Source organism: Acrocarpospora sp. B8E8, assembly GCF_039871605.1.
Lineage (GTDB): Bacteria > Actinomycetota > Actinomycetes > Streptosporangiales > Streptosporangiaceae > Acrocarpospora > Acrocarpospora macrocephala.
Genome location: NZ_JBDPLV010000012.1, coordinates 112,722 through 134,351 on the forward strand (window position 1 = coordinate 112,722; position 21,630 = coordinate 134,351).

General features: G+C 70.2%; 18 protein-coding genes. 10 read left to right on the forward strand and 8 right to left on the reverse strand.

Annotated elements, in window-relative coordinates; genetic code table 11:
- The first annotated feature begins 9 nt into the window (after positions 1-9).
- Genes ABGB08_RS13960 through ABGB08_RS13990 form a run of 7 tightly spaced genes read left to right on the forward strand, consistent with a single transcriptional unit; the run spans position 10 to position 8,308 of the window.
- Entirely contained in the window at positions 10-1,827 is a 1,818-nt protein-coding gene (locus ABGB08_RS13960; protein ID WP_347590139.1) for an AAA family ATPase, read from the forward strand.
- Positions 1,824-2,465, forward strand: a complete 642-nt coding sequence (locus ABGB08_RS13965) for a 4Fe-4S single cluster domain-containing protein (protein WP_347590141.1) — start codon at positions 1,824-1,826, stop codon at positions 2,463-2,465. The genes ABGB08_RS13960 and ABGB08_RS13965 overlap by 4 nt, the downstream gene beginning before the upstream one ends.
- Positions 2,453-3,016: an FHA domain-containing protein gene (locus ABGB08_RS13970; protein WP_347590143.1), complete on the forward strand. Its 564-nt coding sequence runs from the start codon at positions 2,453-2,455 to the stop codon at positions 3,014-3,016. The genes ABGB08_RS13965 and ABGB08_RS13970 overlap by 13 nt, the downstream gene beginning before the upstream one ends.
- Entirely contained in the window at positions 3,009-3,761 is a 753-nt protein-coding gene (locus ABGB08_RS13975; protein WP_347590145.1) for a protein phosphatase 2C domain-containing protein, read from the forward strand. The genes ABGB08_RS13970 and ABGB08_RS13975 overlap by 8 nt, the downstream gene beginning before the upstream one ends.
- Complete coding sequence (locus ABGB08_RS13980) at positions 3,758-6,985, forward strand: CHAT domain-containing protein (protein WP_347590147.1); 3,228 nt, start codon at positions 3,758-3,760, stop codon at positions 6,983-6,985. The genes ABGB08_RS13975 and ABGB08_RS13980 overlap by 4 nt, the downstream gene beginning before the upstream one ends.
- Complete coding sequence (locus ABGB08_RS13985; RefSeq protein ID WP_347590149.1) at positions 6,985-7,659, forward strand: hypothetical protein; 675 nt, start codon at positions 6,985-6,987, stop codon at positions 7,657-7,659. Before ABGB08_RS13980 ends, ABGB08_RS13985 begins: the two co-directional genes overlap by 1 nt.
- Position 7,660: 1 nt before the next feature.
- The gene (locus ABGB08_RS13990) at positions 7,661-8,308 is read left to right on the forward strand and encodes an RES family NAD+ phosphorylase (protein WP_347590151.1); all 648 of its coding nucleotides are present in this window, start codon (positions 7,661-7,663) and stop codon (positions 8,306-8,308) included.
- On the opposite strand, the gene ABGB08_RS13995 is transcribed toward ABGB08_RS13990, so the two are convergent.
- The 3 genes from ABGB08_RS13995 to ABGB08_RS14005 form a co-directional block, all read right to left on the reverse strand.
- Positions 8,297-9,316, reverse strand: a complete 1,020-nt coding sequence (locus tag ABGB08_RS13995; RefSeq protein WP_347590153.1) for a hypothetical protein — start codon at positions 9,314-9,316, stop codon at positions 8,297-8,299. The two genes, ABGB08_RS13990 and ABGB08_RS13995, sit on opposite strands and share 12 nt — an antisense overlap.
- A 98-nt stretch (positions 9,317-9,414) precedes the next feature.
- Positions 9,415-10,119, reverse strand: coding sequence for an HAD family hydrolase (locus ABGB08_RS14000; protein ID WP_347590155.1), 705 nt, complete (start codon positions 10,117-10,119; stop codon positions 9,415-9,417).
- Between the two features lie 27 nt (positions 10,120-10,146).
- Positions 10,147-10,689: an NUDIX hydrolase gene (locus ABGB08_RS14005; protein ID WP_246269202.1), complete on the reverse strand. Its 543-nt coding sequence runs from the start codon at positions 10,687-10,689 to the stop codon at positions 10,147-10,149.
- A gap of 121 nt (positions 10,690-10,810) precedes the next feature.
- Here ABGB08_RS14005 and ABGB08_RS14010 point away from each other — a divergent pair, with 121 nt between their 5' ends.
- Positions 10,811-11,896 carry an LLM class flavin-dependent oxidoreductase gene (locus ABGB08_RS14010; protein WP_347590157.1) on the forward strand — a complete coding sequence of 362 codons (1,086 nt, stop codon included), beginning with the start codon at positions 10,811-10,813 and terminating at the stop codon, positions 11,894-11,896.
- 260 nt (positions 11,897-12,156) lie between these two features.
- Positions 12,157-12,849 carry an FMN reductase gene (locus ABGB08_RS14015; protein ID WP_347590159.1) on the forward strand — a complete coding sequence of 231 codons (693 nt, stop codon included), beginning with the start codon at positions 12,157-12,159 and terminating at the stop codon, positions 12,847-12,849.
- An 11-nt stretch (positions 12,850-12,860) separates the two neighbouring features.
- Here ABGB08_RS14015 and ABGB08_RS14020 read toward each other — a convergent pair whose 3' ends face one another.
- Complete coding sequence (locus ABGB08_RS14020; RefSeq protein WP_347590161.1) at positions 12,861-13,442, reverse strand: N-acetyltransferase; 582 nt, start codon at positions 13,440-13,442, stop codon at positions 12,861-12,863.
- A 51-nt stretch (positions 13,443-13,493) separates the two neighbouring features.
- Entirely contained in the window at positions 13,494-13,886 is a 393-nt protein-coding gene (locus ABGB08_RS14025) for a hypothetical protein (RefSeq protein WP_347590163.1), read from the reverse strand.
- 698 nt (positions 13,887-14,584) lie between these two features.
- On the opposite strand from ABGB08_RS14025, the gene ABGB08_RS14030 reads away from it, so the two are divergent.
- Positions 14,585-15,481, forward strand: coding sequence for an oxidoreductase (locus tag ABGB08_RS14030; RefSeq protein WP_347590165.1), 897 nt, complete (start codon positions 14,585-14,587; stop codon positions 15,479-15,481).
- 117 nt (positions 15,482-15,598) lie between these two features.
- Here ABGB08_RS14030 and ABGB08_RS14035 read toward each other — a convergent pair whose 3' ends face one another.
- The 3 genes from ABGB08_RS14035 to ABGB08_RS14045 form a co-directional block, all read right to left on the reverse strand.
- Positions 15,599-16,726: a low temperature requirement protein A gene (locus tag ABGB08_RS14035; protein ID WP_347590167.1), complete on the reverse strand. Its 1,128-nt coding sequence runs from the start codon at positions 16,724-16,726 to the stop codon at positions 15,599-15,601.
- 408 nt (positions 16,727-17,134) lie between these two features.
- Positions 17,135-19,249, reverse strand: coding sequence for an NAD-dependent DNA ligase LigA (gene ligA / locus ABGB08_RS14040; protein WP_347590169.1), 2,115 nt, complete (start codon positions 19,247-19,249; stop codon positions 17,135-17,137).
- Between the two features lie 79 nt (positions 19,250-19,328).
- Positions 19,329-21,515, reverse strand: a complete 2,187-nt coding sequence (locus ABGB08_RS14045) for a hypothetical protein (protein ID WP_347590171.1) — start codon at positions 21,513-21,515, stop codon at positions 19,329-19,331.
- Between the last annotated feature and the right edge of the window lie 115 nt (positions 21,516-21,630).

Below are 21,630 nucleotides of genomic sequence, written 5' to 3' on the forward strand. Positions count from 1 at the left end.
AGCGTCCGCATGACCGGAGCGCCGATGGGCTGGCCGGCCTTCGCCAGGGAGATCGACGCGACCCTGGCGGTCCAGTCGCAGTACGTGCTGTACGGAAACCTCCGCGACTTCTTCCTCGTCCGCTCCCCGGAGGGGGAACCGGTCCTGCGGCCGTTGCGCGACCTGGTGTGGCGGGTGCTGGAATCCAACGGGTACTCGGCGCTGCTGTGCTTCGATCCGGTGGACGGGCTGAGCGTGCACCCGCCGGAGCCGGGAGCGCTGGACGCGACCACCCGGCTGCTCGGCGGCAAACCGGGCGAGCAGCCGCCGTCGCTGACCCGGCTGCGCGCGGATCTGACCGCGTTCTGCCGGCCGCAGGAGCCCGGGGAGCCGCCGGTGCGGGGGGCGTTCCTGGTCGACTACGCCTCCCGGCTGGTGGTCAGCCCGGACCATCTCGACCCGGCGGAGCGGGACTTCTTCCTGTTCTGCCTGAAATCCTCGCGTACGGCGCTGCCGCTGTTCCTGCCGGGAAACGCCCGCCCCGGCCCGCTCTACAACCCGGTCATCTGGCTGGTGGAGCGGGAGCTGGACCTGCCGGCGTGGCTGACGGCGGGCAACGAGCGCATCCGCGCGATCGGGGTGCCGAGCCCGGACTTCGGCGACCGGCAGGAGACGGCCCGGCTGCTGGCCAGGTCGTTCCGGGTGGCCGATCCGGACCCCGCGGTGTGCGACGCGTTCGCCGAGCAGGCCGAGGGGCTGGCGCTGCAGCAGATGGTGGACGTGACCCGGCTGGCCCGCGATCGCGGGCTGGGGTTCGAGCAGCTGCCGGACGCGGTCCGCACCTACAAGCTGGGGGTGCTGGACAACCCGTGGCGGCGCGGTTTCCTGCGGCGGCGGATCAAGGAGGGCGAGACCAGCGTCCCGGCCAGGATCGTCGGCCAGGACGCGGCGGTGGTCAAGACGCTGGACATCCTCAAGCGGGCCGCGCTCGGGCTCTCCGGGGCGCAGGCGGCGCGGTCGTCGTCGCGGCCGCGCGGGGTGCTGTTCTTCGCGGGGCCGACGGGCGTGGGCAAGACCGAGCTGGCCAAGACGGTGGCGGCGCTGGTGTTCGGGGACGAGTCGGCGTACCTGCGGTTCGACATGAGCGAGTTCTCCGCCGAGCACGCGGGTGACCGGCTGATCGGGGCTCCGCCCGGATATGTCGGGCATGAGGCGGGGGGCGAGCTGACCAACGCGGTCCGGCAGCAGCCGTTCCGGGTGATCCTGTTCGACGAGATCGAGAAGGCGCATCCGCGCATCCTGGACAAGTTCCTGCAGGTGCTGGAGGACGGGCGGCTGACCGACGGGCGGGGCACGACCACCCACTTCTCCGAGTGCGTGCTGATCTTCACCTCCAATCTGGGCATGGCGGGGAGCGAGGTGCGGCCTGGCATGCCGTACGAGCGGATCGAGCGGACCATCCGGACGGCGATCGCCGATCACTTCACCCGGGTGCTCGGGCGGCCGGAGCTGCTGAACCGGCTCGGCGACAACATCGTGGTGTTCGACTTCATCGGCGCCGAGGCGGCCGGGCGGATCTTCGACTCGCAGCTGGACAACATCCTGCGGGCGGTCAGCGAGCAGCACGGCATCGACGTGCTGCCGGCCGGTCCGGTCCGGGAGACGCTGCGGGAGTGGTGCACGGCCGATCTGGAGAAGGGCGGGCGGGGCATCGGCGCGGCGCTGGAATCGCTGCTGGTGAACCCGCTGGCCCGGGCGCTGTTCGAGCTGCCGCCCGGGCATCGGGGGCGGGTGGAGGTGGTGTCCGTGCGCCGCGACGGGCCGACCGTGACGCTGGAGCTGGCGTGACGGGGCTGCGGCTGAACCGGTGCCATTACCCGGTGACCGCGCTCGGGCCCGGGGTGCGGGCCGGGATCTGGGTGCAGGGCTGCACGATCGGGTGCTCCGGCTGCGTCGCCACCGACACCTGGCCGGCCGATCCGGCCACCGAGGTGAGCGTGGGCACCGTGCTCGGCTGGCTGGCCTCGCTGAGCGGCCCGGTGGACGGGGTCACGATCTCCGGCGGCGAGCCGTTCCAGCAGCCGGAGGCGGTGGCCGAGCTGGTCGCCGGAATCCGGGCCTGGGCGGCCGACCGGCCGGTGGACGTGCTGGCGTACTCGGGGTACACGCTGTCCCGGCTGCGTTCCCGGGCCGGGCTCGCCCGGCTGGTGGACGCCTGCGACGCGGTGGTGACCGGGCCGTACGCGCGAAACCGGCCCGGCGGCGGCTGGCTGCGCGGCTCGGCCAACCAGGTGATCACCCCCATCACCCCGCTCGGCCAGGCCAGGTACGGCGGGGAGGAGCCCGCGGGCCCGCGCCTTCAGGTAGGTGTGGAAGGAGATCGTGTCTACCTGATCGGCGTGCCGCGCCGGGACGACCTCGACCGGGCGGCGGAGGCCCTGCGCCGCGCCGGAGTGGAGATCGAGGAGGCGTCATGGCGGACCTGATCTGCCCGTTCTGCGGAAACCTGGGACCGGAGGGCGCGCCGCTCTGCCCGGCCTGCGGCGGCCCGCTGCTGGCCGCGGGGACCCAGGTGGGACCGCTCCCCGCGGCCCGGGATAGCTGCCCCGAATGCGGGGCCGAGATCCCTGATCCGGGCAACCTGGTCTGCGTCGAATGCCTGAAACCGCTCACCCGCCCGCAGGACCGGGCAGCGGGCACCCGGCGGGACGCGCCCCGCACGCTCCTGCTGGAATTCCCCGGCGGGCGCGTGACCGTGCCGCCCGGCGGGTCGGCCGTGCTCGGCCGGGACCCCGCGATCAGCGACTACGCCCGGGTGTTCCAGCGCTTCGAGAACGTCTCCCGGCTGCACGCCACCCTCCGCGTCGACCACGGCGGCTCCGCCTGGGTCAGGGACGAGGGCTCCACCAACGGCACGTTCGTGAACGGCGTCCCCGCCGTGACGGGCGAGGCGATCTCCCTCCACGACGGCGACCTGCTCCGCCTGGCCGCCGACGTCGAGGCCCGGGTACGGCTAGGAGAGGACACCCATGGATGACCGGCTGGTGGTGACCGCCATGACGCACGTCGGCGCGGTGCGCGACCACAACGAGGACGCGGTGACCGCCGCCGGGCTGGTCATCTCGGAGATCTCGATGGCCGAACCGATCACCTGCTCGCTGACGCTGTCCCGCACCGTCCTGGTGGCGGTCGCGGACGGCCTGGGCGGGCACGCGGGCGGCGAGGTGGCCGCCGCGCACACGGTCGGCGTGCTGGCCCGCCACGGCTCCACCGCCGAGACCCCCGGCGACCTGGCCGGCCTGATCAAGGACATCGACGCCCAGATCACCACCATGTCCGCTGAGCACCCGGTCCTCACCGGGATGGCCACCACCCTGGCCGGGCTGCTGTTCACCCCCGCCACCACGACCTGGTTCAACGTGGGCGACTCCCGCGTCTACCGCCTGGACGACCGGTTCCTCGGCCAGCTCTCGGTGGACGACTCCCCCGGACTCGGCGAACCCGGCGCTCCCCCGCCCCCCACCCACCTGGTCACCCAGGTGATCGGCGGCTTCGGCGCCGACATCGACGTGCACACCGGCGTGGACACCCGGACAGGCTGCTGGCTGATCTGCACCGACGGCCTCACCGACCTGGTGCCCGTGGCCGACATGGAGGAGGCGCTGAACTCGGACGGCGACGACAGCCAGGCGGTGAAACGCCTCTGGGCGCTGGCCATGAACGCCTCAGGACGGGACAACATCACCATCGTGCTGGCCCGGCGCGGCAAGGAGCGCCCGTGAACCTGGACGAGCGGATCGCCGCGCTGCTCGCGGCGCCGCGCGACACCCTCACCGACTTCCAGCTGGCCGGGCTGCTCTGCTCCCGCCACCTCGGCTTCGACGGCCAGGACTCCGACCGGGACACCGCGATCGGCCTCTTCGAAGGCCTGCTGGGCCGCCTGGACACCGAACGCGAGCACATGGCCAGGTTCGGGGCGGGCGTGCTGCGGCTGGCCCGGGTGGTCCCGATCGGCATGAGCGGCGGCCGCCCGGCCGACTTCTCCGCCGTCGTCATGCCGCTGCTGACCGGGCGGCAGCTGAGCGCGGGCGCGCAGGCCGACGTGGCGGCCGTGATCGAGCTCATCACCCCGGTGACGCGAGACGGGCAGGCCCCGCCGGAGGTCGTGGCGCACGCCACCGGCCTGCTCACCATGGCCACGCTGCTGCGCCACATGGCCCGGCTGCACCGCGGCGAGCTGTCGTACGAGGAAATGCTGCCGCTGCTCACCAAAGCCGTCACGCTGACCACCGCGCTGCCGCCCTCCGGCCCCCACGGCACCGCGCTCCAGGCCCTGCTCAAGGCCGCCCACCTGCGCCTCGACCCGGACGCGGAGATCATCGACGACACCATCGAGGAGCTGGCCGAGGCGGTCGGCCTGGCCGGGTCCGACGAGCTGCTGCGGGTGATCCTGCTGCGCGAGCTCGGCCTGGCGCGGGCCCTGCGCGGCCAGGCGGGCACCCCGGCGACCGACGCCGACCTGGCCGCCGCGCCGGAACTGCTGGAGCAGGCCCTGGACGCGTTACGGCCGGGTCACCCGCTGTACGAGGACACGATGCGGATGGTCGGCGGCGCGCTGCTCACCCGGACCGCGTTCGACCCCACGCCCGGCGGCATCGCGCGGCTGCTGGCGCTGGCCGCGCGGGGAATCGCCGAGCACGGCGACACGGTGGACGACACGACCCGGGCCAAGGACCTGTTCCTGCTGGGCATGGCCCAGCTGGTCCAGGCCACCCATCTCGGCGACCGGGCGGCGGGGCAGGAGACGATGAGCAACCTGCGGCGGGCGGCCGAGCTGATCCCGCCCGGCGACGAGTTCGCGCCGATGATCGTCGGCGTGCTGGGCGCGGCCCTCAGCGACCGGCACCAGTTCCTCGGCCGGATCGAGGACGCCGAGGCCGCCGGGTTCTTCCTCGAACGTTCCCGCCAGATCATGGATCTGCAGGAGGCCGCCGACCGGGACGTGCGCGCGCTGCGGATCACGACCGGGCTGACCCGGGTGATCCTGGCCATGCGCCTGCGCGACCTGGACGGCCTCGACGCGGGCATCGAGCAGCTCGCCGGGGCGCATGCGGCCATGACGCCGCTGGACCCGGGGCGTGGCCGGGTCGAAGGGGTGCTGGCGATGGCCCGGATCTTCCGGGGGCACGCGCGCGACGACGGCGAGGAGACCGAGGAGGGCATCGATCTCATGATCTCGTCGGCCACGGCGGCGCGCACCGACCAGTCCGATCGGGCCGCCATGGTGACCAGAGCCGGATTGGCTCTGCTGTTGCGTGGGATCTCGAAGGGCGATCAGGGACTGCTGAGCCGGGGCATCGAGCTGCTGGAGCGGGCCAAGGAGCTGCCGGAGCCGCCGTACTGGCTGGGGCCGCGGCTTGAGCAGGCGCTGGGGAACGCGTACCTGGCGCGGTTCAAGGCGGGGAACGCTCCCGGCGATCTGGAGAGCGCGATCCGGCATTTGGAGGCGTCGCCGGGGACCGGCGAGCTGGCGGTGGCCTACCGGGAGGCCGGGCGGGGCGCGGACGCGGTCGCGGCCGGGCTCGACGCGCTGCGCGGGCACGCCGACGACGTGCTGACGCAGGCGGGGCCCGGGCATGGGCTCATGATGGCGCGGGGGGCCGCCGAGCGTGCGGTCCAGGTGGCCGGGTGGGCGCTGGCCCTGGGCCGGCCTGAGGCGGCGGTCGAGGCGCTGGAGCTCGGGCGCGGCCTGGTCCTGCACGCGGCCACCGCCGCCGGGGAGCTGTCCGCGCTGCTGACCGCGCACGGGCACGCGGATCTCGCCGCCGCCTGGGAGAGCGCCAGGCCGCCCGACGTCTGGTCGGTCGAGGGCGCCGCCGGGAGCACCGCGGCGCTGATGAACGAGGTGCTGGACCGCAAGCCGCCCGACGAGCTGCGGCAGCGGGTGCTCGCCGTGCTCCGCGGCACGCCCGCGCATCGCGCGCTGCGCTCGGCGCCGTCGGTTCCGGAGATCGCGGGCGCGCTCGGCGAGGCGTCGGCGCTGGTCTACCTGCTGCCGTCGGTCGCGCTGGTGGTGCCCGCCTCGGGCGACGCGCACCCCATCCCGCTGCCGGAGGCCGACTTCAGCGGGTACGTCGCGGCGCACGAGGCCTTCCGCCAGACGCTCGACAGGAAGGCCTGGCGGGAGGCGCTCGAACAGGTGCCCGCCCGGGAGATCATGGAGCGGTTACCGGACGGGCAGCTCGTGCTGGTGCCCACCGGGGTGCTCGGCCTGGTGCCCTGGCACGCGGCCACCGAGGCGGTCGTCTCGTACGCGGCGTCGGCCCGGCAGCTGATCCAGGCGGCCGGGCGCGGCCGGGCGCCGCTGCGGGAGAGCCCGGTCCTGGTCGGCAATCCCACCCGCGACGAGCTGTTCTGGTCCCGGCGGGAGGTGGCCGAACTGCGGCGGGCGCACTACCCCGGCGCGCCCGCGTACGGGCGTTTCCCCGGCTCCGACGGAACGGCCACCGCCGAAAGGGTGCTCGGCCGGATGTCCGCGTCGATGGCGCACCTGGCCTGCCACGCCGTCTCCGCCGACCCGCCGCCCGCCTCCCACCTGAAGCTGGCGGACCGGGACCTGAGCGTCACCGAGATCCTCGCCCTGGAACGCACCGGCGGGCCGGGCGGTCTGGTCGTCCTGTCCGCCTGCGTCAGCGACCTGAGCGTCCGCGACCACGACGAGACCCTCACCCTGGCCGCCGCGTTCCTGCAGGCCGGGGCCTCGGGGGTGATCGGCTCGCGCTGGCTGGTGGCCGAGGACCCGCGCACCGCCGCGCTGATGTTCGTGCTCCACCACCAGCTCGGGAGCACCGGACCGGCGCGCGCGCTGCGGGCCGCCCAGCGCTGGATGGCCGACCCCGGCCGTGCTCCCCTGCTGCCGGACACCATCGCCCACGAGATCGAGGACCTGGGCCTCGACCTCGCCGACCCGGCCGTCTGGGCCGCCTTCACCCACCAGGGGATCTGATGCGCCCTCCCGACCTCGCCCGCTACGTGATGGAACGCCTCGACGAGATCCGCGACGCCCTCGACCCCGCGATCTGGGCACAGCTGCTCCCGCTGTTCGACCAGATCGCCGTCGAGTCCGAGGAGAACGCCGAGGCCGCCTGGTACGACCTGCTCGAACTCATCCAGCTGGGGCTGCCGCGCGGCCACGAGATCCGGCGGACCATCACCGAGGAGCTGTCCGGCGGATACCGCGGCCCGGCCGCCGACACCGAGATCGCCGCCACCCTCGACGTGCTCCGCGCGATGCTCCCCGACCTCGCGCGCATCAGCCCGCCAGAGGGGATCGAGCCCGACGATGAGATCCGCCAGGCCCGCGATCGGCTCCGCGCCACTCCTTCCCTCACCCCGGACGAGTTGCGCGCCCGGGGCGGCGACCCCGCCGCGCCCGACCTGCTCCGGCTGCCGGGCCCCGGCGGCGTCACGATCCCCGCCTTCCAGTTCGGCCCCGACGGTACGGAACTCCCGGCCGTGCGCGCCGTCAACGAGATCCTCGCCGCCGGGCGCGACCCCTGGGGCGCCGCGCACTGGTGGCTCCGGGGCAACGCCCTGCTCGGCGACATCCCCGCGTCCCTCGTCGCCGGCCGCCCCGGCGACGTCATCGAGGCCGCGCAGGCCCTTCGAGAGGAGTACTGAGGTGCCCGCGCAGGACCCCCCGGACAATCACACCATCGCCGCCCACCGCCTGCTGCTGCCCCGCGGCACCCAGCTCTGGCGGGTGCACTACCGCGAGTTCCCGGTTGAGTCCTTCGTCCCGCACCGGCCGCACCCGGGAAAGAACGGCGGCCGTTTCGACGGCGAGTCCACCGACCCGTACGACCACTGCTACCTCGCCTACGAGCAGAGCACCGCGCTGGCCGAATGCCTGCTCCGGTCGATGAAGTTCAACGACGACGGGCCCCGCGAGCTGTCGTTGTCCCAGCTGGAAGGGCGGCGGTTGTCCCTGGTCGAGACCACCCGCGAGCTGCCGCTGATCTCGCTGTCCAGCACGCCCGCGCTGGCCGCGGTGGCCCAGGACGAGTGGCTGATCCAGGCCGAGCCGCCGGAATACCCGCGGACCCGGCGGTGGGCGCACTGGATACGCGAGCACGACACCACCGCGGCCGGGCTCGACTGGATCTCCCGCCGGGACCTGCCCAAACGCAGCGTCATCCTGTTCGAGGACCGCTGCCCGGAGCCCCCGATCGCGGCCACGCCGCTCCACGTCGAGCTGGACACCCGCGAGGGGCTCGCCTGGCTGGACGTGATCATGCGGCCGTACCGCGCCGCCGTGTTACTGCGCTGAGACGGGGTCCACGCCCTCGTCGCGGAGGCGGGCCACCACCTCCGCCGTGAGGTCGCCGTCGTAGGCCAGGCGGGCGGCGCGGACCGCCGGGCTCACCTCGACGATCACCAGCCCGGCCAGGACGGCGGCCTCGGTGACGTGGCGGGCGAGCTCGCGGCGGTCCAGGTGCTCCTCCAGGGCCTTCTCCAGCGAGGGGGCCGCGCCGGCCAGCCGTACCGCGCCGTGGGCGGCCTCCTGGAAGCGGCCCGCCGCCAGATGGACGGCGAGCAAGTCGCGGATCTCCTGGGCGTCGGCCCGGCCGGGCAGCTCCACGTCCAGGGCGTCGGCCTCGGTGAGGATGGCCTCCAGCGACTCGGCCGCCTCCTGGGCGCTGTCCCTGGCCTCGGCGAGCAGGGCGGTCCTGCGGGCCACCAGCGTGAGGTGCTCGCCGACCAGCTCGTTCAGGCGGGCGTAGCCGAAGCGGAACGTGCGGGTGTCGGCCACCCCGGCGCGTACGGCGGCGAGCTGGTCGGCCACCGCCTGCGCGCCGTCGGCGTCCAGCGCCTCCCGATCGTCCCATTCGTCCAGGCGGGTCTCCACAAGGGCGAGGGCAGCAAGGCGCTCGTCCTCGGCCAGCGCGGCCGCCAGCCCGGCCCGGACGGCCTCCAGGCGGCGGGCGGCGGCCACCAGGTCCAGATGCACGGCGTCGGCGTCGGCCTGGTTGGAGACCCGGGCCAGCCGGGTGCCGAGCACGGCCAGCGTGCGCAGCACCCCCTGCCGCTCGTCCTCGGCCGTGCCGCTCACCCGGATGCCCGCCAGCGCCTCGGTACGGCGGGCCAGCGCGACCAGCCGCCCGGATAACCGTTCCCGCTCCACCGCCAGCCGGGACGCGTGCGCGGCGGCCCTGGCCCGGCGGCGGTCCTCCTCCTGCTGGCGGCGCTCCTCGATCCTGCGGCGGCGCTCGCCTTCGAACTCCCTGGCACGTTCCCCGGCCAGCGCCACATCCACGTACCTGGGATTTCCTGACATTCGGGACCCCCTCGCCGAGGCCGAACTATTAATGAGAAATCGTGATCTGGACAGCCGCAGCGGTGAACTGGTCGGCAGCCGTCCATGGGACGGATTTGTTAGAAGTGGTCGAGTAGCTCGGGGAATCGGGTCAGCCGGAGGACGCCTTGGTCGTGCGGGTCGAGTTCGGCGTGTTCCAGGACCCAAGTGTGCTCGTGGGGAATGAAGACCGCGTTCATCCCGGCCTGCCTGGCCGGGCCGATGTCGGATTTCGGGGAGTTGCCGATCATCCAGGTGGACGGGAGCGCCAGGGAGTGTTCCCGGGCGAGCCACTGATACACCTCAACCCCCTTTTCCGGAACAATATGGATATTTCCGAAATGTCGGGCAAGTTGTGAGGCGTCTAGTTTGCGTTGCTGTTCCGCGGGGTCGCCCTTGGTGAGCAGGAACAGGCGGTGGCGCCGGCCGAGCTCGGCGAGCGTGTCCGCGACGCCGGGGATCAGCTCGATCTCGCCCCGGATGAGGCGCACGGCGAGCTGCTCGATCCGCCGCTGCTCCTCGATCGTGGCCGGGCGCTCGTTCAGCTGCTCCAGGCACTCGGCCAGGCTGCGCAGGAAGACCTTGCTGCCGTAGCCGTGCACGACCGCGTTGGCCCGCTCGATGTCGTCGAGGATCGCCCTGATCTCGGGCTTGGCCAGGGTGGGATGAGCCAGCCAGTCGAAGAAGTCATCGATGACCCGCTCGAACAGGATGTTGTTCTCCCACAGGGTGTCATCCGCATCGAAGATGAGCACCTGTCCGTCCCGCCGCACATCCGCCCCCATATATCTCTGGATACCTCTAATTAAGCACTACTTGCCGGTTCGCTCACGGAGAAGCAGCAACGCGTATGCCGCGACCGTGCAGGAATCCCCGACCCGGCCGTCGTCGATCATGCGTTCCAGCTCCGCCCGGGGCACCCACGTCTGGATCATGTCCTGCTCGGACGCCTCCCGCCGGGCCGGGCCGGGGGTCAGCCCGGTGGCAAGGTAAACGTGGAAGCCCTGGTTGGTGGTTCCGTGCGCGTTGTCCAACCGGCCGATCGGCTCCAGGCTCACCGCCGTCAGCCCGGTCTCCTCGGCCAGCTCGATCCGCGCCTCCTCCTCCCGGTCCCGCGCGACGGCGGCCCCCTGCGGGAAACTCCACGAGCGGCGGCCGATCGGGTACCGGAATTCCTGGACGAGGTGGAACCCGTCACGTTCCATTGGGATGACGAGCACGAAATCCGGCTTGTCCACGTAGCCGTACAGGCCGGGCGAGCCGTCCGGCCGTTCGATCTCGTCTTCCCGCACGGTCATCCACGGGTTCGCGTACACCACTCGGGAGGAGATGGTCCGGATCATCGCGTCGGTCATGAGGCCCGATCCTACCGAGTGGTGATTGTTGCGGCGCGGAATAAGTTGGTGTGTCCCGGCGCTGTCCGGGCTGGTGCCGCCCGTTATCGGATGTGCAGGTCAATGAGGATGGTGGGTTTTAGTGCAGTTCGGAATTTTTACCGTGGGCGATGTCACGCCGGACCCGACTACGGGGCGCGCCCCGAGTGAGCACGAGCGAATCAAGGCGATGGTGACGCTCGCGCTGAAGGCCGAAGAGGTCGGGCTGGACGTGTTCGCGACCGGCGAGCACCACAACCCGCCGTTCGTGCCGTCCTCGCCGACGACCCTGCTCGGTTTCGTGGCGGCCAGGACCGAGCGGCTGATCCTGTCCACGGCGACCACCCTGATCACGACCAACGACCCGGTCAAGATCGCCGAGGATTACGCGATGTTGCAGCATCTGGCCGACGGCCGGGTCGACCTGATGCTCGGCCGGGGCAACACCGGCCCCGTCTACCCGTGGTTCGGCCAGGACATCCGCAACGGCATCCCCCTCGCGGTCGAGAACTACGCCCTCCTGCGCGAGCTGTGGCGCAACGACGTCGTCGACTGGGAAGGCCGCTTCCGTACGCCCCTGCAAGGTTTCACCTCGACCCCGCGCCCGCTCGACGGCGTGCCCCCGTTCGTCTGGCACGGCTCGATCCGCAGCCCCGAGATCGCCGAGCAGGCCGCGTACTACGGCGACGGTTTCTTCGCCAACAACATCTTCTGGCCGAAGGAACACTTCGTCCGCCTTATCAGCCTTTATCGCGAGAGGTACGCCCACTACGGCCACGGCACGCCCGAGCAGGCATATGTGGGACTGGGCGGCCAGGTCTTCATGCGGAAGAACTCCCAGGACGCGGTCCGCGAGTTCCGCCCGTACTTCGACAAGGCCCCCGTGTACGGCAACGGCCCCTCGCTGGAGGAGTTCACCGAGCAGACACCGCTCACCGTGGGCAGCCCCCAGGAGGTCATCGACAAGACCCTGACCTTCCGCGAGCACTTCGGCGACTACCAGCGGCAACTGTTCCTGATGGACCACGCGGGCCTGCCCCTCAAGACGGTCCTCGAACAACTGGACATCCTCGGCGAGGAGGTCATCCCCGTCCTCCGCCGCGAATTCGCCATCAACCGCCCCGCTGACGTCCCCGACGGCCCAACCCACGAGTCCCTCATCACCCAAGCCAATTCCGTCCCCGTCTGAGCCAATCGCGAGGAGGACCTCGTCTTCGTCCCCGTCTGAGCCGCCCCGAACAGCGGCCTCGAAGCGGCGGACGAACACCTCGGCGGCCCACCCGACCGCGATGCGGCCTCACCACCCGACCCCGATCGATCGCGATGCGACGTCACCACCCGACTGCGATTCGACGTCACCACCTGACCCCATCCTCACCACCGACCGCGACTCGACCTCACGTTCCGGCGCCGCCATCCGACGTCGTCAGTCGACCAGGAAGGACATCAATGCACGCCTACCAGCTCGCCGTCGTGACCGCCGGACTGAGCCAGCCCTCCTCGACCCGGATGCTGGGTGACCGCCTGGCGGATGCGACCCGGCTCACCCTGGCCGCCGAGCGCCCGGCCGAGGTCCGCGTGATCGAACTTCGCGAGCTGGCCGTCGACATCGCTAAGAACCTGGTCAGCGGCTTCCCCTCCCCTGCCCTCGCCGACGCCTTGGACGCGGTCACCAAGGCGGACGCCCTGATCGCGGTCACCCCGATCTTCACCGCCTCCTACAGCGGCCTCTTCAAGTCCTTCTTCGACGTGCTCGACAACACCGCCCTAACCGGCAAACCCGTCCTGATCGCCGCCACCGGCGGCAGCGCCCGCCACTCCCTGGCCCTGGAACACGCCCTCCGGCCACTCTTCAGCTACCTCCACGCGACAGTCATCCCCACCGCCGTCTACGCGGCCTCCGAGGACTGGGCCTCAACCGGTGCGTCCGCCCTTTCCACCCGCATCACCCGCGCCGCCCACGAACTCGCCGCCCTACTCCTCCACCACCCGGCCCTCACCGCCGTCCCCACCGGACCCGACGAGCCCGCGAACAGCGCCGAAGACACAAAGGACATCGAGGCCGCGAAGAGTTTCGAGGCCGCGAAGAGCTTCGAGGTCGTTCCCTTCGCCCAGCAGCTCGCAGCCATCCGCCCGGCCTAGCCGGACGACACTCAGAGATTGTCGAACGGCGCGGAGTAACGGAAAACACCCTTGATCGACGGCCGGTACTCCGTCAACGGCCGGATCTGGAAGTAATCGCCCCACGCCGGGTCGGGCGACTCAATCCCGAATCCCGTGGCCGCCCGAAACCCGTAACGACCGTAGTAGGCGGGGTTCCCGAGCAACGCCACCAGCGGTTCCCCAAGCGCGTCCGCAGCACCCAGCATCGCGTGCATCAACGCGAGCCCAACACCCTGCCGCTGATGCCCGGGCAGCACACTAAGCGGCCCAAGCCCAAGCGCAGCCGTATCCCCGACATATCCCCGCGTGCACACCACATGCCCGACAACCTCACCCGCCCCCGTCACCGCCACCATCGACAGCGCGGGCAACCACCCCGCATCGGCCCTCAACTCATCCACCAGCGGAGCCTCGACCGGCTCAGGCTCTCCCGGTTTGGCAAACGCGGCACCCACCACAGCCCGGATCACCGCCACATCCTGCGGCCCTTCACGTCGAATCAACACCGGCACAGTCTGAGCCGCCACCATCCCCGCCCGCAACGAAATAACCCCGCCGTAGACCGCCCCCAACCAGGACCTTCGTTTGCGGCACGCCGACCTTGCGGCCCGCTCCGCCGCTCGTCAGGGCGTCGAACGCCGCTGGTGACGCCGTACGAGCGCCATCAAACCACCGAAGATCACGGCCACTACCAACGCACTTAGGCCGGAGCGGATCAACGAATAGTCGGGGAAGATCGCGACGAACAGGATGAAGTAGATGACTGCGAACTGTATGACGTTGAGCCAGGGATGCCGTTGGTACCAGGCGGCGGCCCATGCGCTCCACAGGATGCTGGGGAGGAATATCGCTCCGTACGTGATCCCCGCCAAGATGCCGGGGACAGACCCGTGCTGCTGGGTAATGATCGACGATATCGCCGCGGTGCAGAGCAGGCTTACGATGCCGAGGATCAGCGGCTGGCCCCATTCAGGCACGCGACTATCGGGGTTGGCGCGTTGATCTGTTGGTGTCATCTGGAGCTCCTTCCAGGTTGGTATACCTGAAAGGCGTTCCACCCCGTTCTATTTGAGCTACCGCCTCTCGACTCCCGCGCCCAGCGGGGGAAGCTCACACCTCACCCTCCCCCCCGATGGCTTATCTCATATGGGCGGGAGAACCACCGTGCCGTGGCTGCCGTTTCATCCGGCAACCGCAGCGCTGACGGGGTCGGGCGGAGCCCGAGAGAAATCAAAGGGAGGGTGGGTGGGAGTGTCACCGCCACCAATCGACACCAGCCCGAAGGGTTCCCAAGGATGACGCCCGCAACCGACCGGTTCGGCTGACTGGCTGCGTCGAGATGTCCATGGAGATGCGCGTGCCGCGCTCGCGGGAGCCTGTTTCCGATCTGGGAAAGATCGTTGCCGCTGGCGGCAGTTCCTGAAGATCGGAGATGTGGTTGTAGATCATGCCGATGCGGACGCCGAGCAGTTGGTGATCGAGGTGATGGTGTGCCCGATGACGGAGCCACATTCCCGCGAACCGACAACTCGCCGAGGAACCTAACCTCACCGGGCCCATGGCCCTGATAGGCTGATCGTCACTGTTTGAGCCTTCTCGGCCGGAGTCACTCCGCATGGGGAGGCTTTTTTCATGCCCGGATCCGGCGAGACCCGATGATCGCGGCGCTCGCACACCTCTCCGGCAGACTCCAAGCAAGGACATGAACCTGATCATGACCACACAGACGAACCCCGCCGCGGCGGCGGGCACCTGGGACCTCGGTAACCTGACCGTCAACCGGATCGGGTTCGGAGCGATGCGCCTGACGGGCAGCGTCGCCTTCGGCCCCGGCATCCCGGGCGACCGCGATCGTTCGATCGGCGTGCTGCGGCACGCGATCGAGCTCGGGGTCAACCACATCGACACCGCCGCGTTCTACTTCTCGCCGCATCTGTCGGCCAATGAGCTGATCAACCGGGCGTTGGCCCCCTATCCGGACGACCTCGTCATCGCCACGAAGGTGTGGCCGGCACGTGACCCGTCGGGTGCATGGTGGTGGGCCACGCCAGCGCAGTTGCGCGGCCAGGTCGAGGAGAATTTGCGCCAGCTCGGGCGTGACCACCTCGACGTGGTGAACCTGCGCATCCCCCCAAGCCGGAAGACCGGCTCGATCGCCGATCATTTCGGCGCCCTGGCCGAGCTTCGCGACGCGGGGCACATTCGCCACCTGGGAGTGTCCAACGTCACGCCAGAGCAGCTGGCCGAGGCCCAGACCATCGCGCCGGTGGTGTGCGTGCAGAACTCCTTCGGCATCGGCGCGTCGGCCGGCGAGCAGGAGCTCCTCCGCAGCTGCGGCGAGCAGGGTATCGCCTTCGTGCCGTTCTTCGCGATCGCAGGCGCCGGGCGCGAGGCAGGGGCGACGGACACGGAGCACAAGGACGTGCTCGCCATCGCCCGCGCGCACGGCGCGACGCCCGCGCAGATCCGGCTGGCCTGGACGCTGCGGCGAGGACCGCACGTGCTGGCCATTCCGGGCACCGGGAATCCGCACCACCTCGCCGAGAACGTGGCTGCCGGAACGCTGCGGCTGTCCGAGGACGAGATGACCCGACTCCAGTCCCTCGGCTGACCCCGGAAATCACACCCACCGCTGTACGCGATCACGTGCTCATCATCGAAGATCGCACCGGTCTTGGCCGCGTCGTGGAAGAACCGCACCTCGTCCTACATCACGGTCCTTGGCGTGCTATTTCGCTATTTCGACGGTTGCGGTGAGCGCGATCAGCAGGAGTGCGATCAAGGGAATTGGTACGGGTGTCAGCGGGGTGGCAAGGACGAGGGCGGCTGTGATGGGGAAGGTGAGGTTGGTTCGGCGGGAGACCTGGTGGGGGCGGATGTGGACGAACCATACGCTGAGCAGGAAGATCGCGACTGGCACGGCGGTGGAGGCGCCGGCGGCGAAGGCGTTGATGTGTGCGATGTGTGTTTCGTAGTCGATCGAGACGGCCAGTCCGGCCCCTACGCCGGCGGCCGACGAGAAGATCAGGTAGTGGCCGTAGCCCCACGGGAACGAGGTCCGGTTGGAGGTGAGCAGTGGATGCGCCTCCCAGGCGAAATACAACCACCACATTCCAAACACGATTACTACCCCACTCAGCGCCACCGACAGCAGCGCCGCCGTGGCCAATCCCCGATCGAGCCCTGTCTGAATGGCCAGCGTGGCCGCCAGCACCGACTCGCCCAGCACGATCAGCGTGAACAGCCCGTATCGCTCGGCGATGTGCCGCGGATGCCAGGTCGTCTGCTGGTGCCGCTCCGCCCACAACGGCACCACCATCTCCGCCCCCGCCAGCGCCACGAACACGACCAGCCCCAGCACCCCGTCCAGGTCGACCACCTGGGCGACCCCCAGCCGCGCCAGCCACCCCACCTGCACGACCCCGATCCCGATCGCATACCGGAGCGCGCACGCCCGCCTCGCCGCGTCCTCTTTCGCGGCCCGCGACCACAGCGCCACCATGGACAGCCGCATCACCGCGTACCCCAGGGTGATCAGCCCGAAGTCCTTGTCCTCGAACGCCCGCGGCACCCCCGCCGCGAGAATCAGCACCCCCACGATCTGCACCATCACCAGCACCCGATAGGGCACGTCATCGGTGTCGTACGCAGACGCGAACCAGGTGAAGTTCATCCAGGCCCACCAGATGGCGAAGAACACCATCAGATACCCGATGAGCCCCGCCCCCGCATGCCCCTCCGCCAGCGCATGATGCAAACTGGCCGCCGCCTGCGCCACCCCCACCACGAAACAAAGATCGAACAACAACTCCAGCGGCGTAGCCGCCCGATGCCCCTCCCGGCTCCGCCCCACCATGACCTGCCGAAACCCCGGTCCACCCATAACCACCCCAAAGGTCCAAAAGAAGAGACGCGCCACATGGTATTGCCCGAAAGGCGCCCCTCACCCCGGAGAAGCCCGTGCGACTGTCTGGCACCGTCAGTCAGCCGAACCGGTCGGTCACGGCGTCATCTTCGGCAACCCTTCGGGCTGGTGTCGATCGGTAGCGGTGACACTCCCACCCACCCATCCCTTCGTTTCCCTCGGGCTCCGCCCGACCCCGTCATCCCCGTGGTCACTCGAATGAAGCGCCGAGGAAGGCAAGTTGGCCGTGCCATCCAGACGGCTTGCCGATGGCGACAAGGTCATCGGCGTCGCCGTCTGGGCAGGCACGGCACTGCGGCGGTCCGCGCGCTCGTAGTTGGCAGGTCAGATGTTGGCAGGTCAGATGAAGGTGGTGACAAGGGTGGCGAACTGTTCTGGGGTCATGATTTGGATGCCGAGTTGTTCGGCTTTGGCTTTCTTGGAGCCTGCCTTTTCGCCGGCTACCAGCAGGGAGGTCTTGGCGGAGACGCTGCTGGAGGACTTGCCGCCGGCGCGTTCGATCAGTTCGTTCATTTCGTTGCGGGAGAGGGCTTCGAGAGGGCCGGCCATGGCGCCGGTGACCACTACGGACATTCCGGTGAGTGGGAGTTCGGGGGTTCCGGGAGTGGTCTCGGTGGGCGTTCCGGGAGTGGGTTCAGCGGGGGTTTCGGTGGGGGGTGTTGCGCCGGGTTCGGTCATGGAGACGCCGGCGGCGATCAGTTTGTCGATCAGGGGGGCGAGTTCGGCTAGTTCCTCTACCAGGAGGGTGGCCTTCTCGGGGCCGATGCCGTCTACTGCCTGGACTCCGGCTACGTCGGCGGATCTGATCGCGTCCATGGTGGCGAAGTGCCGGGCGATTCGGCGGGACATGGAGCGGCCGGTGCCGCGGACGCCGAGGGCGCAGAAGACCTTGTTGAGGGGTTTGGTCTTGGCGCGTTCGATGGCGGCGAGGAGGTTGTCGGTGCTTGTCTCGGCCATGCGGTCCAGGCCGAGGATCTGCTCGCGGGTGAGGGTGAACAGGTCGGCGAAGTCGGCGATGAGGCCGGCGTCGACCATCTGCACGATCCTGGTCTCGCCAAGACCTTCGATGTCGAGCTGATCCCGGCCCACCGCGTAGCTGATCGAGGCGACCGCGTGGCAGGCCCGGCCGCGCGCGCAGCGCCAGCGTTCCTGGGAGGCGTCGATCTCGCCGCCGCAGCGCGGGCAGCCGGCCGGGAACTCGATCGGCTGCTCTGCCCCGGTGCGCAGGTGCACGACCGGCGCCTCGATCCGGGGAATCACGTCACCGGCCTTGTAGACGGTGACCGAATCGCCCAGCATCAGGCCACGGCGGGTGATGTCCGCGGGATTGTGCAGCGTGGCGTAGGTGACCAGGCTGCCGTCCAGGCGGACCGGTTCGAGCACCGCGCGCGGCGCGATGATCCCGGTCCGGCCTACGTTCCACTCCACCCCGACCAGCTTGGTGATCTTCTCGGTGGCGGGCAGCTTGTAGGCGATCGCCCATCGGGGCGCGCGCGAGCTGAACCCGGCCTGCTCCTGGTCGGCGGCCAGATCGCTCTTGATCACGATCCCGTCGATCCCGAACTCCAGCTCCGCCCGCAGCGCCGCGATGCGCTCGATCCTGGCCTGGATCTCCTCCAGCGTGGCGGCCACGATCCCGGCCACCGGAGTCTCCTCCGTGGTCCGCACACCCAGCTCCGCCACCCGCGCCATCAGCTCGCTGTGGGCCAGCTCGCGCATGCCGGTGGATTCGCCGTCCAGGGACAGCGCACCGTACCCAAAGAATGTCATTTCGCATTTGTAGGTGCGTTCTCTGGCGCGCAGGGTTCCGGCGGCGGCGCTGCGCGCGTTGGCGAACGGCACGCCGTCGTGCGCGACGCGGGCCTCGTTCGCCGTCTCGAACTGGGCGGTGGTCATCAGGACCTCGCCCCTGATCTCCACGGTCACCGGCTCGGTCAGCGTCGCGGGCAGGCCGAGCACGGTGCCGATGGCATGCGAGACGTCCTCCCCGGCCACTCCGTCGCCCCGGGTGACCAGCTGGACCAGCCGCCCGCCCCGATACCGCGCCGACACGGCGAGCCCGTCCAGCTTGGGCTCCACGCTCCACCGCTCGACCGGCCGCCCCAGCCGCCGCTCCAGGCCCGCCGCCCACGTGGCCAGATCCCCGGCCGAGAACACGTTGTCCAGGCTCAGCATCGGCACCGTGTGCGGCACATCCCCGACGACCGCTCCCCCGGCCACCTTGCCAGTGGGCGATTCGGCCAGCACCTGCTCGGGATGAGCGGCCTCGTACGCCTCGATCCCCCGGACCAACCGGTCATAGGTGTCATCGTCGAGACCCGAGTCACCGTCGGCGTAGTAGGCCGCGGCGGCGGCCACGGCAGTGCGCACGGCCTCCGTGTAAGCGGCCTGGTCAGCGAGCGGCGTGGCGTGCGGCAGAAGCTCGGCGACCCCGCCGGGCTGGGCTTCAGTCATACCCCCATCGTGCCCCGCGCCACCGACAGAAACGCCCGGCCGGGAAGCCCCGGCCGGGCGCCTGTTCGGATCAGATGGATCAGGGAAGCGTGGCCCCTCCCGGCTGAACCACCCCGTTCACCGTCAGCTGGTACGGCGCGTACTGCTGGACCTGCTCGGTCGGCTCGTCATAGGCCACGATGGCCACGACCTTCTTGAACGGAACCGCCAGCAGCAGCTCCAGCCGGTTCAGCGAGAAGCTGGTCTTGTTGTTGAACTCGACCTGCAACGCGATCTTGTTCGCCTCGTCGAGCCCGACTAGGCGCACGTTCCAGTTCTTCACCGTCACCGGCTTGATCTCGGTCGGCGAGTCGAACGGGTCCAGGCTGGACCCGTCGCTGACCGCCGTCGCGCCGACGGCGATGTCGTCGACCAGGAACCCGCCCTCGTTGACGCCGCCGTCGCTGACGTACTGGAAGCCGAGCAGGATCTGCTGGCCCGCGTACGCCGACAGGTCGAAGGTGTGCGGCTCGAAGCCGGTCGTGGTGCCGTTCAGCGCCGGGCCGAGCGGTCCGTCGATGGTGCGGTCGCTGGACAGCGCCGTGTAGGTGGCCCCGCCGTCGGTGGAGACCACCACGTAGGCGTAGTCGAAGCCGAACTCGGCGCCGTACTTGCCCAGGAAGCGCAGCGTCGGGTCGGCTGCCGGCACGGTGACGCGGGCGACCGCGGTGGCGTTGAGGTTGTTCTCGTTGCCGGACCAGAGCACCGGGTTGCCCGGCCTGTCGGGATCGTTGTTCACGATCGTCCAGGTCAGCGGGGCCGTCGGCAGCGTCTTGGCGCCCTTGAAGCTGAGCGACCTCAGCTCGCTGCCCTTGAGCACGGTGCCGTTGGCCTTCTGCAGCGCCACGAAGTCCGCGCCGTTGGGGCCAGCGCCGGGGTTGTCGTTGACGTTGGGGTTGGCGAAGTTGACGGTCGAGCGCAGGCTCTTGGTGGTCACCCTGCTCTTCGGCACGCCCAGCATGACGCCGTTGCGGGACTCTCCGACGATCTTGTCCACCAGGGTCATGGTCTGGTGGTCGTGGAGCACCTTGTACATGTCGGCGACGCCCTCGGCCTCAAGCGCCGCGTCCAGGCTCGCCAGGCCCTGAAGTTCGCCGTCGTTGTGCAGCCTGGTCAGGAAGTCCGTGCCGTACCTGTCGTACAGGAAGAGCATCAAAGAGTAGGCGTGGCCGTAGTCGGCGAGGACCTCGCTCGGATTGCCCTCGCCCCACAGGTTGAGCGAGTTCTCCGGGCCGCCGCAGTCGCGCGGGTTGGGGTTGAACTCGGTCTGCACCGAGCCGAAGCCCTGGTAGCAGTAGATGTGGCTGTCGGCTCCGCGGTCGAACACGGTGCGGGTCGCGTCCACGTAGCCGGTCAGGGTCTGGGCGAAGTCCGACAGGCCCTCGTTGATCCAGGTGCCCTCGATCGGGTCGGTGTAGTACTGCAGCAGGTGCTGCCACTCGTGCGCGAACGTGCCCTCGTACGCCTGCGGGCGGGCCGGGCGGCTGGTGCACAGGTCCGCGGTCGGCTCGTCCGGCGGGTTCGCGCCGGTGCGGTGCGCCCAGTCGAAGGCGTCCACGGTCATCACGTTGCGGTCCATCCACTCGTTGAACACCGAGGAGAAGAAGCCCGCGATGTACGTCGGAGCGGCGGGGAAGTCGAAGAAGTTGTCGTCCTTGACGTTGTCGATGAGCGCGACCGTGTTGTCGCCCTCACCGGAGAAGTCGCCGGAGATCAGCGCGTTCGAGCCGTCCCGGTCGGGCGGCGTGCTGAAGGCCGCCGTCTCCTTCGAGTACATGTTGGTGTCGAACTCGTGGACGAAGGACGCCACCTGCGCGTCGGTGATCGTCGTGGTGTTCGGGATCTGCGCGCGGCAGTCCCCGGCCGGGAACGCCAGGTCGTTGGCGACCCAGACCTCGATCTTGTCGCCGACGCCGCGCAGCGTGTAGTCCTTGCGGTAGGCGCTGCCCGCGACGTCGTTGAGGGCGATCAGGCTGCGGACCGTGCCGACCGGCGGAGTCACGCCCGCCACGGCGGTGCGCGCCTTGGCCGAGGAGGCCTGGTAGCGGGACGGGGTGTCGACCACCTTGCCGTCCAGCTTGGTGATCTTGGCGTCGAGTTCGCGCATGTCGCTCGGCGCCGGTGGCGGCGCGGCGGTCTGGGCGGCGCCGGCCTGTGCCGGGAGGAGGGACAGGAAGGGCAGGACAAGCGCCGTGGCTGCTAACCCGACTAATCGGTTGCGGGCCATGGATCCCCCTTGGGTGCTCGGATAGCTCGTGGGTGGTTCGCCGCGCATGACAGATGCGCTGACATAGACGTGACTACCTGTCATACCGACCAGGCACAAGTGGCTTTATCTGCCA

Bases quoted from the DNA above. Each gene is read 5' to 3' on its own strand.
- ABGB08_RS14000 (WP_347590155.1), bottom strand. From the start codon at position 10,119: ATGGGGGCGGATGTGCGGCGGGACGGACAGGTGCTCATCTTCGATGCG.
- ABGB08_RS14035 (WP_347590167.1), bottom strand. From the start codon at position 16,726: ATGGTGGGGCGGAGCCGGGAGGGGCATCGGGCGGCTACGCCGCTGGAG.
- ABGB08_RS13995 (WP_347590153.1), bottom strand. From the start codon at position 9,316: ATGTCAGGAAATCCCAGGTACGTGGATGTGGCGCTGGCCGGGGAACGT.
- ABGB08_RS14005 (WP_246269202.1), bottom strand. From the start codon at position 10,689: ATGACCGACGCGATGATCCGGACCATCTCCTCCCGAGTGGTGTACGCG.
- ABGB08_RS13960 (WP_347590139.1), top strand. From the start codon at position 10: ATGACCGGAGCGCCGATGGGCTGGCCGGCCTTCGCCAGGGAGATCGAC.
- ABGB08_RS14045 (WP_347590171.1), bottom strand. From the start codon at position 21,515: ATGGCCCGCAACCGATTAGTCGGGTTAGCAGCCACGGCGCTTGTCCTG.
- ABGB08_RS13985 (WP_347590149.1), top strand. From the start codon at position 6,985: ATGCGCCCTCCCGACCTCGCCCGCTACGTGATGGAACGCCTCGACGAG.
- ABGB08_RS13975 (WP_347590145.1), top strand. From the start codon at position 3,009: ATGGATGACCGGCTGGTGGTGACCGCCATGACGCACGTCGGCGCGGTG.
- ABGB08_RS14025 (WP_347590163.1), bottom strand. From the start codon at position 13,886: ATGACACCAACAGATCAACGCGCCAACCCCGATAGTCGCGTGCCTGAA.
- ligA (WP_347590169.1), bottom strand. From the start codon at position 19,249: ATGACTGAAGCCCAGCCCGGCGGGGTCGCCGAGCTTCTGCCGCACGCC.
- ABGB08_RS13970 (WP_347590143.1), top strand. From the start codon at position 2,453: ATGGCGGACCTGATCTGCCCGTTCTGCGGAAACCTGGGACCGGAGGGC.
- ABGB08_RS14015 (WP_347590159.1), top strand. From the start codon at position 12,157: ATGCACGCCTACCAGCTCGCCGTCGTGACCGCCGGACTGAGCCAGCCC.
- ABGB08_RS14030 (WP_347590165.1), top strand. From the start codon at position 14,585: ATGACCACACAGACGAACCCCGCCGCGGCGGCGGGCACCTGGGACCTC.